This is a genomic window from Pantoea sp. SGAir0175, assembly GCF_043547855.1.
The window spans coordinates 49,714-66,104 of record NZ_CP028082.1 but is presented as its reverse complement, the minus strand read 5'-3'; the positions used below and the strand labels follow the sequence as shown (position 1 = coordinate 66,104).

General features: G+C 56.1%; 14 protein-coding genes and 1 pseudogene. 7 read left to right on the top strand and 8 right to left on the bottom strand.

Annotated elements, in window-relative coordinates; all coding sequences use genetic code 11:
* Nucleotides 1-31: 31 nt before the first annotated feature.
* From C1N56_RS19665 to C1N56_RS19655, 3 genes and pseudogenes are all read right to left on the bottom strand, one after another.
* Nucleotides 32-1,228 carry a cupin domain-containing protein gene (locus C1N56_RS19665; RefSeq protein WP_222952400.1) on the bottom strand — a complete coding sequence of 399 codons (1,197 nt, stop codon included), beginning with the start codon at nt 1,226-1,228 and terminating at the stop codon, nt 32-34.
* Nucleotides 1,229-1,572: 344 nt separating this feature from the next.
* Nucleotides 1,573-2,772: an FAD-dependent oxidoreductase gene (locus C1N56_RS19660; protein WP_394517625.1), complete on the bottom strand. Its 1,200-nt coding sequence runs from the start codon at nt 2,770-2,772 to the stop codon at nt 1,573-1,575.
* Nucleotides 2,773-2,862: 90 nt separating this feature from the next.
* Nucleotides 2,863-3,898 (bottom strand): annotated as a pseudogene (locus C1N56_RS19655) (SDR family oxidoreductase).
* Nucleotides 3,899-3,967: 69 nt separating this feature from the next.
* Here C1N56_RS19655 and C1N56_RS19650 point away from each other — a divergent pair.
* The gene (locus tag C1N56_RS19650; RefSeq protein ID WP_394517624.1) at nt 3,968-4,939 is read left to right on the top strand and encodes an AraC family transcriptional regulator; all 972 of its coding nucleotides are present in this window, start codon (nt 3,968-3,970) and stop codon (nt 4,937-4,939) included.
* Between the two features lie 28 nt (nt 4,940-4,967).
* On the opposite strand, the gene mgrA is transcribed toward C1N56_RS19650, so the two are convergent.
* Nucleotides 4,968-6,002, bottom strand: a complete 1,035-nt coding sequence (gene mgrA / locus C1N56_RS19645) for an L-glyceraldehyde 3-phosphate reductase (protein WP_394517623.1) — start codon at nt 6,000-6,002, stop codon at nt 4,968-4,970.
* A 168-nt stretch (nt 6,003-6,170) separates the two neighbouring features.
* On the opposite strand from mgrA, the gene C1N56_RS19640 reads away from it, so the two are divergent.
* On the top strand, nt 6,171-7,070 hold the full coding sequence (locus C1N56_RS19640; protein WP_058770278.1) for a LysR family transcriptional regulator: 900 nt from the start codon (nt 6,171-6,173) through the stop codon (nt 7,068-7,070).
* 392 nt (nt 7,071-7,462) lie between these two features.
* Nucleotides 7,463-7,753: a hypothetical protein gene (locus C1N56_RS19635; RefSeq protein ID WP_394517622.1), complete on the top strand. Its 291-nt coding sequence runs from the start codon at nt 7,463-7,465 to the stop codon at nt 7,751-7,753.
* A 25-nt stretch (nt 7,754-7,778) separates the two neighbouring features.
* Here C1N56_RS19635 and C1N56_RS19630 read toward each other — a convergent pair whose 3' ends face one another.
* Both C1N56_RS19630 and C1N56_RS19625 read right to left on the bottom strand, forming a co-directional pair.
* Nucleotides 7,779-9,206: an alpha,alpha-trehalose-phosphate synthase (UDP-forming) gene (locus tag C1N56_RS19630; protein ID WP_394517621.1), complete on the bottom strand. Its 1,428-nt coding sequence runs from the start codon at nt 9,204-9,206 to the stop codon at nt 7,779-7,781.
* Nucleotides 9,207-9,378: 172 nt separating this feature from the next.
* On the bottom strand, nt 9,379-10,242 hold the full coding sequence (locus C1N56_RS19625; RefSeq protein WP_058770281.1) for a substrate-binding domain-containing protein: 864 nt from the start codon (nt 10,240-10,242) through the stop codon (nt 9,379-9,381).
* A 234-nt stretch (nt 10,243-10,476) separates the two neighbouring features.
* Between C1N56_RS19625 and C1N56_RS19620 the strand changes: the two genes are divergently transcribed.
* From C1N56_RS19620 to C1N56_RS19610, 3 genes are all read left to right on the top strand, one after another.
* Nucleotides 10,477-11,172: a RipA family octameric membrane protein gene (locus C1N56_RS19620; protein ID WP_058770282.1), complete on the top strand. Its 696-nt coding sequence runs from the start codon at nt 10,477-10,479 to the stop codon at nt 11,170-11,172.
* A 98-nt stretch (nt 11,173-11,270) separates the two neighbouring features.
* The gene (gene blc, locus C1N56_RS19615) at nt 11,271-11,801 is read left to right on the top strand and encodes an outer membrane lipoprotein Blc (RefSeq protein WP_021508986.1); all 531 of its coding nucleotides are present in this window, start codon (nt 11,271-11,273) and stop codon (nt 11,799-11,801) included.
* A 231-nt stretch (nt 11,802-12,032) separates the two neighbouring features.
* The gene (locus C1N56_RS19610) at nt 12,033-12,329 is read left to right on the top strand and encodes a hypothetical protein (RefSeq protein WP_072208998.1); all 297 of its coding nucleotides are present in this window, start codon (nt 12,033-12,035) and stop codon (nt 12,327-12,329) included.
* Between the two features lie 369 nt (nt 12,330-12,698).
* Here C1N56_RS19610 and C1N56_RS19605 read toward each other — a convergent pair whose 3' ends face one another.
* Both C1N56_RS19605 and C1N56_RS19600 read right to left on the bottom strand, forming a co-directional pair.
* Nucleotides 12,699-13,409: a YnfC family lipoprotein gene (locus C1N56_RS19605; protein WP_394517620.1), complete on the bottom strand. Its 711-nt coding sequence runs from the start codon at nt 13,407-13,409 to the stop codon at nt 12,699-12,701.
* A gap of 695 nt (nt 13,410-14,104) precedes the next feature.
* Nucleotides 14,105-14,323 (bottom strand): DUF7661 family protein, encoded by a 219-nt coding sequence (locus C1N56_RS19600; RefSeq protein WP_262258271.1) that lies wholly within the window; start codon nt 14,321-14,323, stop codon nt 14,105-14,107.
* A gap of 331 nt (nt 14,324-14,654) precedes the next feature.
* On the opposite strand from C1N56_RS19600, the gene C1N56_RS19595 reads away from it, so the two are divergent.
* Nucleotides 14,655-16,367, top strand: a complete 1,713-nt coding sequence (locus C1N56_RS19595; RefSeq protein ID WP_394517619.1) for an ABC-F family ATP-binding cassette domain-containing protein — start codon at nt 14,655-14,657, stop codon at nt 16,365-16,367.
* The last annotated feature ends 24 nt before the right edge of the window (nt 16,368-16,391 follow it).

Here is a 16,391-nt window from a genome sequence, read left to right as displayed (position 1 = left end):
ACGCGCAGCACCGGCTGCGCGTGGTCACGGGCTATTTCACTACCGGATGCTTCTCCTGCTGCAGCGCATTCATAAAGGTGTCGCTGAGATGCAGATGCTGACGCACCAGCGCCGGCGGCGTGCTGGCCAGCCACTGGTTGAGCGAAATATCCGCGTAATAATCGCTTTTAAACAGTTCCAGAAAGCGCAGCGGTTTATCACCCGTGTTTTCGATATAGTGACCCATGGCAAAGGGCACATAGCCGACATCACCGGCGCGGAAGTCAAACGTACGCGCCTGACCCGACGAGGCAAACACGCCCATCCGCCCCTGACCTTCCAGATAGTATTGCCATTCGTCGTTATTGGGATGCCAGTGCAGTTCGCGCATTGCGCCGGGAGCCAGTTCCACCAGCGCGGCGGCGATGGTTTTCGATACCGTAAAATTACTGGAATCAGTAATGCGTACCGTGCCGCCCGGCAGCGTCAACGGCTTCTGCGCCAGCATTTTATGCGAGAAGACCTGCTTCGATTTCACCCCGCCGCTCACCGCCGAAGCCGCCGCGCCGTCAGGTGCCTGCCCGGCAAAGATGTACTCCTCTTCTGGCGAGGGCAGCGTGTTAAACACCTCAGCCGGCACGCCAAAGTTTTTTGCCAGCACTTCGGGCGGGATATGTTTGAACCAGTCGCTGAGCAGAAAGGTACTGTCTTCATCGAAATTGCCGTTGTCGAAGGCCAGCAGGAATTCGCAGCCGTCCGGCCCGAGGCCCTGAATTGAGTGCGGCACGCCCGGCGGGAAATACCATAAATCGCCCACGCCGACGTCATCGACAAACCAGCCACCTGCGGTATCCAGCGCGGTAATGCGCGCATTGCCGTACAGCATGTAGGCCCACTCGCCCTCTTTGTGCCAGTGCAGTTCGCGGATGCCTCCCTTATCCAGCCGCATATCGACGCCAGCGATGGTGGTGGAAATGCCCAGTTCGCGCTGCGTCACCTGGCGCGTCCAGCCGCCGCTGCCCTTGCGCACATGCGCATCGCTAAACGAAAAGCGCAGGTTGGGTAACGTGCCGCTGTCGGTTGCTGGCGGATCGACCAGATCCGGATTCAGTGCTTCGCGCACCGGATCGTGCGGGCCAGGATCGCGCGGATGGTTGGGATCATTCGCCGGATAAGTCGCCACCTTGCCGTCGTGGGCATGGACCTTGCCGGCCGCCAGCGCCACGGTGCCACCAGCCGCGAAGGCCATAAAGCTTCTGCGAGATAAGTTTTCCAGTTTCATACCTGCTGTCTTCCTCAGTTTCTTATGGTTTGTGTCATGCCCCTTAACCATAATCAAACTGTGGCTTCCGCCAACCTTGTGTCACCGCTGAAATCAATAGAAAACCTTTATCATCGCGTAATCCCGCTCTTCACCAGCCTCACGCCATTTACGCTTCGTTGAGATCGCGTTGACTTTCAGGTTATATCAGTCGACAAATAAGGCACAAAGTGATTAAACCCCCTCTCCGATTAAGCAATTTTTTTAATGATAGCCCGCCGAAAAAGTTAATTTAATGTTACAAAAGCATCGCAATTGCAATAATTACCCGGCTACGTTTTTTCTCCGGCGAGACGTGGCCGTTCCGGGCGGAAACCCATGCCAATCAATCGGCCAAACAGATGGCGTAAAAACGGATAGCGGCTGATGAGCTGCGGAACCTTACTGGGCGTGGTACGCGGGCGCTTGCCGCTGCTCATTTTGATCTGCAGGAATTGCGTCGCCACGGTCGGAAACTGCCGCCGCCGCTGCACGTTCTCCAAATCGCGCAGCGTGAGCGTGCCGTTTTGCAACGGCCGCGTCAGATAATTGGCGGCGGCCACCGCGTCCTGAATCGCCAGGTTCACGCCCACGCCGCCAATCGGTGACATCGCATGTGCGGCATCGCCAATGCACAGCACGCCGGGCTTCATCCATTTGTCCAGCCGATCGATACGGATGGATAACAGACTCAGCTGCTGCCACTCCTGCAGCTGCGCCATGCGCGCCACGCTGAACGGCGCAACCTCTGCCATGCGGTTTTTCAGCGCGTCGAGCCCGGCCTGCTTCAGCGCCTCGAATTCGCCTTTCTGAATGGTGAATCCACACTGCCAGTATTCGCCGCGGTCAATGACAATGAAGTTTTGCTTCGGCCCCTTGTGGCCCATCCCCAGCTCAGGGTCGTCCGGCTGTTTATCCAGCCGGAACCACACCACATCGCGTGGAGCACCGAAGCTTTTACCCACCAGCCCGGCTTTCTGCCGCACCGCCGAGCGACGGCCATCAGCGCCTATTACCAGCGGCGCGTGAATTTCGTGACCTTGTAACGTTTTCACGCCTGCGATTACGCCGTCCTGATAGAGAAAATCGTCAAAACCGGTGGATTGCAGCAGCGTGAAACCGGGATAGTGCGCCGCCTGGGCGGCGAGGAAAGTGAGGAAGTCCCACTGCGGCATGAAGGCGATAAAACGGCAGCGCAACGGCAGACGGGAGAAATCGGCCATGGTGATCTCCTGCCCGCCTACTTCCGCCTGTAACTTTTCCGCGCGCTGATGCGGCAGCGCCAGCAGCGCGTCGAGCAGACCCAGCTGGTGCATGATCTCCAGGGTTGAGGGATGAATGGTGTCGCCGCGAAAATCGCGCAGAAAATCGGCGTGCTTCTCAATCACGACCGCGCGCAGGCCGGCGCGCGTCAGTAAATAGGCCAGCATTAAGCCGGCCGGACCGCCGCCGACGATACAGCAGTCGGCGTTTATCACCTGTGGAGACGGCATGATATCCTCATCAATCGCTATATATGATAATTGTTATCATTTATATAGCATCTGCGCGTCACCAGGGTGATGATAAATGCCGCAGTCAGACTAGTGGTTTGCTACCAGCCCCAGCGCAATCAGGCTGCGCGCGGTGGCAAGAATGGCCTCCTGCGGACTGCGCGGGTGCCAGTTCAGCAGCCAGCCAGCTTTAGCGGCGCTGACGTTCATATCAACGCCCAGCAGTTTTACCATTCCCGTCATCAGCGGATTTTGCGCTGCCGCCGCCCGCACCATGGCGTCACTCATTGGCTGCAGCGAAACTTTCTCTGCTTCTGCTGCCAGATGGGTTTTGAGCGTGCGCGCCACCTCAATAAGCGGCAGGCTGTGCCCCGAACTGGCGAGGAAGCGCTGCCCCTGCGCGGCGGCGTGGGTCATCGCCAGCACGTGCAGACTGGCCACGTCACGCACATCAACAAAAACATGAGTTGATGTCAGGACAGCCTGGCTGCCCCTCCAGAAGCTCCTTCACAATGCGAATCGAATGTGAATAGTCAGCACCCAGCACCGGCCCCAGCACCGACACGGGGTTCACCGTGGCCAGTTCCAGACCGTTACCCTGCTCAGCGATAAACTGCCAGGCAGCGCGTTCCGCCAGGGTTTTCGATTTCTGATAGGGCCACACATCGCCGCTGACATCGCTCCAGTCGCGCTCGGTAAAGGGGCGCGGATAGTCCGCTGGATGTCCGATACCGACCGCGCCAAACGCCGAGGTCAGCACCACACGTTTAACGCCTGCATCGCGCGCGGCGCGCAATACGCGCAGATTTCCTTCAATCGCCGGATTCACCCAGTTAGCTTCGCTTACCTGGTTGCCGGTCGGGGTGGGAGAAGCGCCATGCAGCACGAAGCGACAGCCTGCTACCGCGTCTTCCCAGCCCGCGTCTGCCGTTAAATCGGCAACGACAAATTGCAGCGCCTCGCCTGCGGCCACCCCGGCCTGCAACAGATGCGCCCTGACTTCAGCTTCACGTTCGGCATCACGTAAGGTGGTTCGCACCTGATAGCCCTGCTGCAGCAGCGCAATAATGCAGTACTGAGCGATAAACCCGCTGCCGCCGGTAACCAGAACCTTTTCATTACGCATTTTTCTTCCTCATCACAAGCATCGTTCATTCGACGCGCTCTACGTTAAGCGGCGGAGGGCGGATTTTGAATGCTTGTCAATGCGGTTTACTTACGTGATAGTACAGAAATGAGCCTTGATCCCTTTTCCGACATTCTGCGATTCGTTCGCGCTGAATCATTACTGACCGGCGGTTTTACCGCAGGCGGACGCTGGGCGCTGCGTTTCCCTGCGCCCGATAAAATTAAATTCTTCGCCATTATCAAAGGCAGTTGCTGGGTCATACTGGAGGGCGAACCTGAACCATTCCACTTTGCCACCGGCGACGTCGGCTTGCTGAGCGCTAAACGCGCCTTCGTGCTGGCCAGCCATCCGGACGAACCGCCGGTTGACGCCATGAGCGTGTTTTATGGCGCAGGAAAAGGCCATGCGCCGATTGGCAGCGGTGATGATTTTGTCCATATCGGCGGCCATGTACTGCTTGATACTGCCAGTGGTCGTTTACTGACCCACGTATTACCTCCCTGGATTCAGGTACCGGCGGCGTCACCGCAGGCGGCATCATTCCGCTGGGTGCTGGATCAACTGGTGCAGGAAGGCCAGCATGTCCAGCCGGGATCGCAGCTGGCAACGGCCCAGCTGGCACAACTGCTGTTCATCCAGATTCTGCGGGCGCATTTGCAAACCAGCAGCGCACTGCCCGCCAGCTGGCTGCGGGCGCTGAACGATGCGCGATTGGCACCGGCGTTACAGCGGCTGCATGGCGATCCGGCGCGCAACTGGCATCTGGACGAACTGGCGCGTGCCTGTGCCATGTCGCGCACCCGTTTTGCCCAGTATTTTCGTCAGGTGGTTGGCATCACGCCAATAGCCTATCTGACGGCGTGGCGCATGCGGCTGGCAGAGCGTGCGTTGCAGGAGGAAAATGAGGCGGTGGCCGTGGTAGCGCAGACGCTGGGTTACGCCTCAGAGAGCGCCTTCAGCCATGCTTTTAAGCGTGAAACGGGTCAGTCACCCAATGCATTTCGCCGCGCCGTGCGGTTACAGCAGGCGCAGCGATAAAGCGCGCCGCGTTGCGCGGCGCCGGGCATTATTTAAGTTGAGAAGAGACGCGCCACATATCCACCCCGCCTTCGGTGGCGTAGCGATCAATCTCCGCCAGCTCCTGTGCCGTAAAGGTCAGGTTGTCCAGCGCGCGCAGGGAATCACTCAACTGATCAACCGTGCGGGCACCAATCAGCGCAGAAGTGACCCGCTCATCACGCAGCGCCCAGGCGATCGCCATCTGCGCCAGCGTCTGACCGCGCGCTTCAGCAATCGCGTTGAGCGCGCGAATTTTTGCCAGGTTCTCTTCGCTGAGCATGGCAGAAAGACGCGGATCGCTGCCGCCGGCGCGCGCGCCCTGCGGTACGCCGTTGAGGTATTTACTGGTCAGCATGCCCTGTGCCAGCGGTGAAAAAGCAATGCAACCGCTGCCGAGCTCCGCCAGCGTATCGAGCAGCCCGTGCTCAATAGTGCGGTTTAGCATCGAGTAATTGGGCTGATGAATAAACAGCGGCACTTTCTCATCGGCCAGAATCGCAGCGGCCTGACGCGTCAGCTCTGGCGAATGGGAAGAGATGCCGACATACAGCGCCTTGCCCTGACGATGCAGCTGTACCAGCGCGCCCATGGTTTCTTCCAGCGGTGTATTCGGATCGACGCGATGGCTGTAGAAGATATCGACATAATCCAGCCCCATGCGGCGCAGGCTGTTATCACAGCTGGCAATCAGATGCTTACGGGTGCCGGTCGGGCCACCATACGGACCCGGCCACATATCCCAGCCCGCTTTGCTGGAGATAATCAGTTCATCACGATATGGGGCAAGATCCTGCGCCAGCCAGCGACCAAAGTTCTCTTCAGCCGATCCCGCTGGCGGACCGTAGTTATTAGCCAGGTCGAAATGGGTAATGCCGTTATCAAACGCGTGGCGCAGGATCGCTCTGCCGGTCTCAAACACGTCAACGCCGCCAAAATTCTGCCATAGCCCCAGCGAGATCAGCGGCAGCACCAGGCCACTTTTGCCGGTTTTACGGTACTGCATGTTGGTCTGATAACGCGCTGGCGATGCAACATAACTCATAACAGATTCCTCTCATTAAATGCCGCCGTGCTGGTGGGCAGAAGACGTACCCTGCCTTCCTGCAAAACCGTGCGGCGAACAGGCGATTGCCGGACAAATTTTTACCGCGTATCGTTAATCTGTAAAATTCATTATTGTGATTAAATTCATCTTTTATGGAGATAACTGATGGAATTGCGCCAGATGCGGCACTTCATCGCCGTGGCGGAACATGAAAATTTCACCCGCGCCGCACAGAGTATGCATATTGTGCAATCGGCCTTGTCCACCTCGATCAAACAGCTGGAGGAGGAACTGGGCACGCCGCTTTTTATCCGCTCCACTCGCCAGGTGCGCCTGACCATGGCCGGGAAAGTGTTTCTTGATTACGCCAGAACCATCGGCGCCTTTGTCGAAAAAGCGTCGCAGGAAGTGGCAGCGATCGTGGCGCTTAAGACCGGAACCCTGTCGATTGGCACGGTGCAAAGCGTGCCGCCGTTTATCGATCTGCCGCAATTACTGGAAACCTTTATTCGTCGCTTTCCGGATTTTGACGTCAAGCTGTGTCAGGGATCATCGGCGAAGCTCAACGCAAAAGTGCACAATCAGCAGATCGATCTGGCGATTATGCCGGTGGAGGAAGTCTCCGACCGGCTGTCGTCGCGCATCATCGCCTGCGATGAAATCGTAGTAGCGTTCGCCGCCGATTATGCCGGATTCACCGCGATGCAGCCGGACGTCACCATGGCACAACTGGCGCAGCAGTCGTTTATCGATTTCGAAGCCGGCCAGGGCACCCGCAAGGTGAATGACAACAGTTTTGCCCTGCAGGGGCTGAGCCGCAAAGTGACGTTTGAAGTCAGCGATCTGGAAACCCTGCTGAGTCTGGTTGAGCGCAATATGGGGATTGCCCTGCTGCCCGAACAGGTAGTGAAAGCGCGCAGCACGACGCTGCATTATTGCCGCATTAGCGACGTTGATGTGTGCTGGGAACTGGCTGTGGCCTGGCTCAGCGACCGTCCCGGCAGTATGAACGTCTACGACCGGCCAGTGCAGGAGTTTATGGATATTCTGGGCAGCAGCGATTAGCGCCGGGGCGGGTAACGGTGCAGGATGACGGCGGCAGCGCTTGTTATGTTTTAACGAATCGACAGTCAGCCATGATTCGGTCGCCATCAATGGCGACCCTACTGGGAAATTGCACCCTCACTGTAGAGTGCGCATTAATGCGCACCGCTATTAATATCTGATTCAAGCCACTGTTTGTCAGGGATTATGTGGCTAAAAACCCTTGCCACTCGCACTCCCGCCTGTACAGAAGCGCTTTTGTTGTATAAGTTTAAGGGTGCTGTCGGGGAAAAATTTCGCTCAGCAGGTCACACATTTCCGACAGAGGAAGAGCGACACTATCAGTCGTTGATTAGGCTTTGGTTTACCTGCACCAGGCAATGCTAAACGCAACGCGGATACTGAGAGCTTTTATGTATAGAAGTGAAGATGAAAAACTGGCCGACATTGTCATGGGCGATGCCGTGCTGCAATTGTTAAAACAAGCCGGACCGGTAACCACTCTCGCGCTGCTGGAAAAACTGCGCGCGATGGCGGCATCAGAAACCGATCCGGCACGCCAGCGCGCGTTTCGCTATGCGATTGCTGAAGTGCAGAACAGCAAAAGTGCGCCACAGGGCGAAGCAGTGGCGTTAAAAGGTAGCGATAACGTGACCCATATTTTTCGCAACCGTGATAATACGAGCAAGAACACCCGACATTAGCCCCGCTCTGCCCCCTGTCTGCTTATCAATAACGTAACCTCCCGCTTATGCCTGCGCCCGACAGGTGACGGCTACACAGCTGCACACTCTCCGGCTGCTGCTCATCCATTAACAGGGCGAGGAAGCTGTCGGCCCACCAGTGACAATCATAGCGGTGCAGATTATTCAGCAAGCGCGCATGACGGTTCTGACGGTCGCTGAGCGGCAGCCGTAATGCCGTATGGATGGCATCCGCCATTGCATCAGGATCGTAAGGATTAACGATCAGCGCGCCATCCATCTGTTCGGCCGCACCCGCGAACTGCGACAGAATCAGCACGCCGGGATTTGCGGGATCCTGCAGCGCAGCATACATTTTCGCCATCAGGCTCATGCCCGCCATCAGTGGCGTCACCAGTGCCACCCGCGCCGCGCGATACAGCCCGGCCAGCTCCTCACGGCGATAATCGTGGTTGAGATAGCTGACCGGATACCAGTTGAGCATACCGTGCACGCCATTAACCTCACCGCACAGATTTTCCAGATTGTGGCTGATCGCCTGCTGCCGGTGCGGGTGTCCGCTGGCAGCAGAAGCCAGCTGCAATAACATCATGTTGCCCGCATAGTCGGGATGATGGCGCAGCAGCACTTCCAGCGCGCTGATGCGATACGGCAGACCTGCGCTGTCGTCGAGATGACCGCCGCTCAGCACCGTGTTGGCCGGCAAATGTTCGCGGCTCTGCTGTTCCATGTACTGGCAGCTGTTGCTCTCAAGTAACGCCTGAACCTCAGCCAGATCGATCCCGACCGGAAACACGCCGGTGGTGATAATGTGACCGTGCACGCGCAGACGGTTCCTGCCTAAGCGTTCAGCGCGAAACCCGCTCTCCAGCCACAGCAGAAAGTTATTCATATCCTGCCCGGTCTGGAAGCCAATCAGGTCACAGCACAGCAGCGATTCTGCCAGGCTGCGCCAGTCAGGGATCGCTTCAAACAGCTGACCGGACGGAAACGGCTGATGTAAAAATAAACCGATGCGGTTAGTTAAGCCGGTATCACGTAGCATTTTTACCGTTGGGATGAAGTGATAATCCTGCAGCCAGATCACATCGTCCGGCATGGCATATTCGGCGATGGCGTGGGCATAAGCCGCATTCAGCTGGCGATAGGCCTGGAAGCTGGCGCTGGTGAAACGTGCCAGGTCCGGACGCTGGTGAAACACCGGCCACAAGCCCTGATGGACGTAGCCGTGATAGCCCTCTTCGTATTCTGCGCGCGTCAGCGCAAACTGCAGCCTGTCGTATTCATTACCCTGCTGAAAGCTAAGCGTGCGCGCCGCTTCCTGCGCAGCGACGGTACGTTGTCCATCCCAGCAGACCCAGAGGCCACCGCGTCGCGCCATCAGGCGATCGTAAATGGCTGCCAGCGTGGAAGACTGATGCTGATTATGTGTGACCAGAATAGTGCCGGGCATGATATTTCCCTTTGAGGTTAAGGCGCGCCACAGTGCCGCCTGCTGCGCTGATTTAACCGCCGGCAATATAAAAAAGGCGTAAAGAAAACCTGCGCGGATATAAAAATCCGGCAAAGATCAGCGCCAGTGTGTGGAAATCAGCCCGGTGCCAAAGGGGAAAGGCTTGCAGCGATCAGTGACGGATGGCGCAGCCGCACTGCGACATTTCGCCAGGCACATATTTGCCGTGATGCGAATGGCGCACCTGCAGCTCACCCTGCTGCCAGGCGCGGCTGTGGTCCGGACGCTGATCCAGCAGCCGGTTGAGGGCTTCCGTCACCAGTAAATCACGGCGCGGTGCCCAGCTGCTCAGGTGCCATGTGGAGCCGCGCGCCTCGTCAGCATCATCAAAGCCTACCACGGCGATATGCGCGCCCTGACCGAAGTCGCGCACGGCCTGCAGTGCGCCAAAGGCCAGCTCGTCGTATTCGCACATCAATGCATTGATGCGTTCTGCCGCACGGGTTTTCTTCAGGTAAGCCATCATCGTCTGATAAGCCTGCTCACGGTGAAGGGCACCGGCGTGCAGTGCTGCGTGCAGCGTCTTGTCCTCCGCCTGCAGGCTGGCAATAAACCCCTGCACCTGGCGCGGCGGCGTGTCACTTGCCTGCACCTGCATAGCGCCCAAACGCTGATGGCCCTGCGACAGCAGCAGTGCGCCAAGCTGCTGCCCGGCGTGATACGCATCGGCAACCACCACATCAGCGCCCGCGCTGTCGTTCGGGCACAGATGCACCGCGCGCAGCGACGGCAGCAGGTGCGCGGCGATCTCCTGCGCATCCTGACACGGCGAGCTCAGGAACAGCAGTCCACCCAGCGGCAGCGACGCCGCGTTCCGCAGCGCGGCCTGAAGATCCTCGCGCGTGGTGGCGCACAGCAGTACCGGCAGCCGATCACGCGCACTGAGCTGACGCGTGACTTCTTTGAGCATGTGCATACTGTGCTGATGGCTGACATCATCGCTGACGATGCCGATGAGCGGCGAATGGACGGACATAACTGACCTCTCCTGCTACGTAGGGTACGGGAATAATCTTGACGTATTAGTATGAAATTCCACGTTACCCGAATAATCAGATATCGCCAATTGGTAGATGCGAAGGATTGCTGCTCTCCCCCTTCACCCGGTGCGTGTTGATGGCGGCAAAATGCGCAGCCGCTGTACCGGACGCCCGGTGAGCTTCGTTTTACGTTACACTGACGCCACGAATATTTTGCTAGCGGAAAATTTATGCGCATCACCCTCGATCAGGCCGATCAGCCTTTTATTCACCGCTTACTGGGCGAGGAGATCGCCAGTATCGATTCCCCGTCTGACGAACAACTGCGCCTGCAACAGGCGTTGCAGGATGCGCGGTTACAGAGAAATCATGAAGCAGAGCTCGACTGGAAACGCAACGCGCTCTATCTGCTGCTGTTTGTGTTCCTGTATGGCGCACTGGGCTGCTCGCTGACGCTGGATTTGAGCGCGGTCGCACAAGCGTCAAGCCATAAAAGCATTGCCTATGCGCTGGAAGCGGTACCGGTCCTGATCGCCTTTTCTGGTCTGTTCCTGTCGCTGCTGTTTCTGTTCGCCGCGCGCGGCAGCGCACGCCGCCTGCACAACTGGGATCACACTATCGTGCTGCTGGAAAAATACAGCGGCTGCAACCTGAGTCTGCAGATTAATGAAATGGGGGCGCGCACCACGCATTACTCGCAGTCGGCGATTACCGTGGCGCTGGCGATGTTTATCTGCCTCACCTGGGTGGTGATGTATAACTACTTCACCTTTACCACCAGCGGCGTGATTGGCAGTGTCATCTCGCTGTTTATTACCACTATGACCTACGTGATTCTGGATATTCAGCTGCTGAAATCCGGCAAATCAATCGCTATCGATGAGCCGGTGATTCCGCCAGAAGATGAGGTTGAGAAACGCCGTTAATCGACAGACCGGCAGCGGCGTAAGGTTTTGCGCCGCGCCGGTTTCGCTATCCTTATCTATACTTCAGACAGGATTTTGAGAGATATAAAGGAGTTGCGATGAAAATCTGGCCGTTAGTCGCCATTACGGCGCTGTCTGTTACCCTGGTCGCCTGTAAATCCCCGACGCCACCTAAAGGGGTGCAGCCCATCACCCACTTCAATGCCGATCGCTATCTCGGCACCTGGTATGAAATTGCCCGCCTCGATCACCGTTTCGAACGCGGTAAAGATCATGTGACCGCCACCTACGGCAAACGCAGCGACGGCGGTATCAGCGTGCTGAATCGCGGTTACGATCCGGAGAAAAAAGCGTGGAGCGAGAGCGAAGGCAAAGCTTACTTCACCGGCAAACCTGACGTCGCCGCGCTGAAGGTCTCGTTCTTCGGGCCTTTTTATGGCGGTTATAACGTGATCGCGCTGGATGAAGATTATCAGTATGCACTGGTCGCCGGGCCGAACCGGGGGTATCTGTGGATTCTGTCGCGTCAGCCCACCATTCCGGCTGAGGTCAAACAGCGTTATCTCGCCTATGCCCAGCGACTGGGCTTCGCAACCGATCAACTGATTTGGGTTAATCAGTCACGATAAGAGGGTGCAGCGCCAGTGACTCCCGCGCGGGCGTCAGTGATTACGCTGGCAGTAATCAGAGTAAGGTCAGTAACAGGCATTGCGTAAATTGACGGCCTTACTTTTTATTGAAAAACGGGTGTTGATGATCTGTTAAGTCAGCAGAGATAAAACGGATGGTAGTGTATCTCTTCGTGAGTATTACCCGCAGCGGCAGCCTGAGCTGCCCGTTACGAATCGAGAGGCTAACCAATGAGTAAGTATTTTCTGGCCTGCTTTTTGGCACTTTTTGCATGCTCTGTCAGCGCTGGACAGGGAGGAGCCGGAGGTCAGGGAGGAAACGGCGGCTATGCGGGAGAATCCGGCGCTGACGGTGGAAACGGCTCAGATGGGGGTAATACTGATGGCTCTGCCGGCAGGCCGGGATGTCCCGGCGGCACCGATCCTGATGCGGACGGAAAATTTTATCTTCCTGGTACCACCCAGGAGTGCAATCCAGGCAAGCAAGATTCGATGAAGGTACATCAGCCGACGGTAACCGGCGCTTAATTCGCTAGCCTGTTGCCGAGGTAAGTGCATGTTTGGGCCAGCGTGTTAGTTATTTCCCCGTCATGTACGGTTTCAGTCACTCTCTAAGCGTCAGCAGCAGGCTGGCGCCGCCAAAGGCCAGTAGCAAACCTATTCTCTATTGCGCCGCCGCCGGTAAGTATGCTCAACCTACGCATTCCAATACATGGCACACAATGTACTGGCTGCATACTGCCTGTCAGTATCAAATGCCTCTGGACAGCTGGAATTGCTATGAACGTCCGCTTTGTGCCAGTAGCGGACGTTGATGATATTTTAGTGCCGTTAAAAATCAGGAAGCATTCCAACCTATCGAAAGCGATTATGCTGGCTTTGCCATTTTTAATAGTCTCAGAAATAATCTGTTTCGTGATTAGAAATCCATATCAAGATTGAACCACGATAGTTGTCATCAGTGGAGGCTATTAGCGAGCATTTATCAGCATTACCATCAGCGGTGTAAGCGCAGCTTTGTTTCACTCTGACAGTTGATTCACCTCTTTTTGATACTATCTCTGAGTCAAGAAATTGCGCACTGCCGGATGGGTAAAAGATGCGTTTGTCCTTTTTATCTTTATAGTTTCTTATGCGCACAGGTAATTGACCGTTTTGATATTCATATAACTCTATAACTTCGCCCGTATCTTTGTCCTTCATTGTTTCAAGCAACCCGCGCACATTGTAGCTGAGCACATAATTGCCTTTTTCGTTCTCCAGTCTAGTGATTTCGCAGCGTTCATTGATTTCACCTGTAATATGCTGACCTTTAAAAGATGTCAGTACGCCATCTTTGTTTACCAAATGGAACTCACGGCCATTTGCCTTATCAACCATGTTGATATTAGTAAAGCACCCGTTACGATCATATTTCACTTCTGTCATGGCCTGGAGTTTACCGGAAATATCTCGGATCCACTGGAGGCTATGTTTTACGTTCCCGGTAGTTGCATCATGCTCGAACAAAAGAGCAGCGTTTAAGACCGCCGGTTTGAATTGAGTAAATGCAGCGACATTAAATGACATCGCTAAAAGTGATAGACTTAAAAACACCTTGTTTTTCATTATTCATCCTTTATTTTTAGGACCGCACTCTAGCACGGAGGGGCAACTCAATTTATGTACGCATCACATACATTCAAATCAACATCTAAAGGTCAGCTCCTCGCTCATGACTGCTCTTTAACCTTGCTTGAACGATATAAACTTCCCCCAGACATTAATTTTTTCGCCAGTAAGTCTCTCAAAACACCTTGTTTTTCATTATTCATCCTTTATTTTTAGGACCGCACTCTAGCACGGAGGGGCAACTCAATTTATGTACGCATCACATACATTCAAATCAACATCTAAAGGTCAGCTCCTCGCTCATGACTGCTCTTTAACCTTGCTTGAACGATATAAACTTCCCCCAGACATTAATTTTTTCGCCAGTAAGTCTCTCAATAGCCTCAATTGCGTCTGGATCACCATGGCAAGCCATACAATATAAACAGTCGCCGCCACGGTCAAAATTCATAGTTTCTGGTGTTTTGCTCAGCGGTTGGCCGCAGGTCTGGCAACTGTTTACATTCACTGGAATGACATCCTGTTTAGGGTTTCACTACTATGTTGCTTAACATAACACGCTAAGATCGACCTGCTCCCTGTTAATTCTCATAAAATGCTTCTGGCAATGACCGCTGTTCGCTCAAAGCGGACATGGACTTGTGCACCGTCCGCTTTATGCCAAAGGTAAACAACCCAACACAATCAGGTTTTTATTCGATGCGTTTCACATCAGGATGATGCTCAGTTGCAGCTTCATGAAAGATATCACCCAGCCAGCCTGCAATTTCGTCTTCTGGCATATCATCTGGAATAGCAATATCAAACATTCGTGAGAATTTTCTTTCTGTCACGTCGGCGCGAAATACCTGCCAGCCATCATCCTTGCGCAGAACACCAATGTGGCGGCCAAAAACGTCAAAAATCAGCATATTCACTCTCCTGTGACATCAATCAGACTCTGACGCCATACTATACCAACGCCGATACAAATCGCTGGAAAAAGCCGCACACCGCCACTATTATCGGCTGACTTATTCACCTGCTGATAACTAAGGAGGAACTCTATGCCGTCGTGTGAACTGTTTGTTTACTCACACTTCTATGGTGACTGGATCCGCTCAGGTTTTACCGCACTCGTGCTGCGATAATCCGCCTGAGCGAAGTTCTGACAATCTAATCCCTTCTCTCCGGCTTACCGGGTTGTCGTCAGCGAAATTCTGACGTCAGGCCTTTTTGCGCCTGCAACTTGAGAGTAAGTAGATGAGCACACTCCTTTCCGCACACGCCGTCGGCTTCGACAATGCCTTTGGCCCGCTTTTCCATTCCCTGGATTTCAGCCTGAAAAAAGGCGACCGCATCGGCCTGATTGGCGACAACGGCAGCGGTAAAAGTACCCTGCTGAAAATTCTCAGCGGTGAACTGGCCGCCAGTCACGGCAGCGTTACGCCCGCCAGCCACTGTCTGCTGGCGCGCATTGAACAACATCTGCCGGAAACGTTACTTGAGGCCTCATTGCTGGATGGCGTGATCGCCCGGCTGCCCGCAGCACAGCGCAGCAGCGAGCGCTGGCGTGCCGAGGCGCTGCTGCATACGCTGGGTTTCAGCACAGCGCAGCAATCACAACATGCTGCGACACTGAGCGGCGGACAGCATATGCGGCTATTGCTGGCGCGCGCGCTGATTCTGCAGCCCGATTTACTGTTGCTGGACGAACCGGGTAACCATCTCGACCTGCCGACCCTGCTGTGGCTGGAGAATTTTCTGATCGGCTGGCAGGGCAGCTTTGTGCTGGTATCCCACGACAGCGCGCTGCTGGACCGCGTCACCAACTGCAGCGCAATCCTGCGCGATCGCACGCTGCATGTTTTCCGTCTGCCCTGCACGGCCGCCCGCGAGGCGCTGGCGCAGCAGGATGAAGCCGATGCGCAGCGCCACCAGGCACAGCAGCAGGAGATTGCCCGGGTTGAGAGCAGCGCAAAACGGCTGGCGATCTGGGGCCGGACCTATGACAACGAAGGTCTGGCGCGTAAAGCGAAACAGATGGAGAAGCGCATCGACTGGCTGAAAGACGCGCAGACCACGCTCAGCGCCGGCAGTCCGTGGCAGCTGCAGTTACAGGGCGAAGCGCTGCAGGCGGATCGCGTGCTGGCGCTGCCGCCGATGTCGATTCAGCCTGCTGCCGGGGCGCCGCCCCTTTTTTCCCTGCCGGCGCTGCAGGTGAAAAGTGGCGATCGCATCGCGATTGTCGGCCACAACGGCTGCGGCAAATCCTCACTGCTGCGCCAGCTGTGGCACAGCTGGCAGCAAGGCGACAGCCCGCTGTTTCATCCGCGCGCCCGCGTCGGCTATTACGACCAGAGCCTGCAACAGTTGCGTGACGACCAGACGTTAAGCGCGGCGTTGCACGGTTTCGCTGCGCTGAGCGATGAGCAGTGCAAAATGGCGCTGATTAGCGCAGGCTTTCCCTGGCTGCGCCATCAGCAGAAGGTTGCCTCACTCAGCGGTGGTGAGCGCTCGCGCCTGCTGTTTGTCGGCCTGACGCTGGCGCGCTACTCGCTGCTGCTGCTGGATGAGCCTACTAACCATCTGGATATGGCAGGCAAAGAGGAGCTGGCGCAGGCGCTGCAGCAGTTCGCCGGCGCGGTGCTGCTGGTGTCTCACGACCGCAGCCTGATCGCCAGCAGCTGCAATCGCTTCTGGCTGATTGAACAGCAGCAGCTGAGCAATTGGCACGACTGGCCGCTGGTGACCGCCAGGCTGGCCACCGCCCATGTGCCAGTCGATCATCCGCTTGCCGCTGCCGCCGTCGATGACGGTCCGGGCGATGAAGATGCGCTGTTGCAGGCGCTGCTGGTGCTGGAAGAAAAGCTGCAGCAGGACGAAGCGCGTAAGGCAAAGCATCAGAAACCGGCGCAACAGCAGCAGTGGCGCAGGGAGATTGCGCAGCTTAAGCAACAGCTGAATCTGCTCTGAACGGATTGACTGACGGGGTATCGC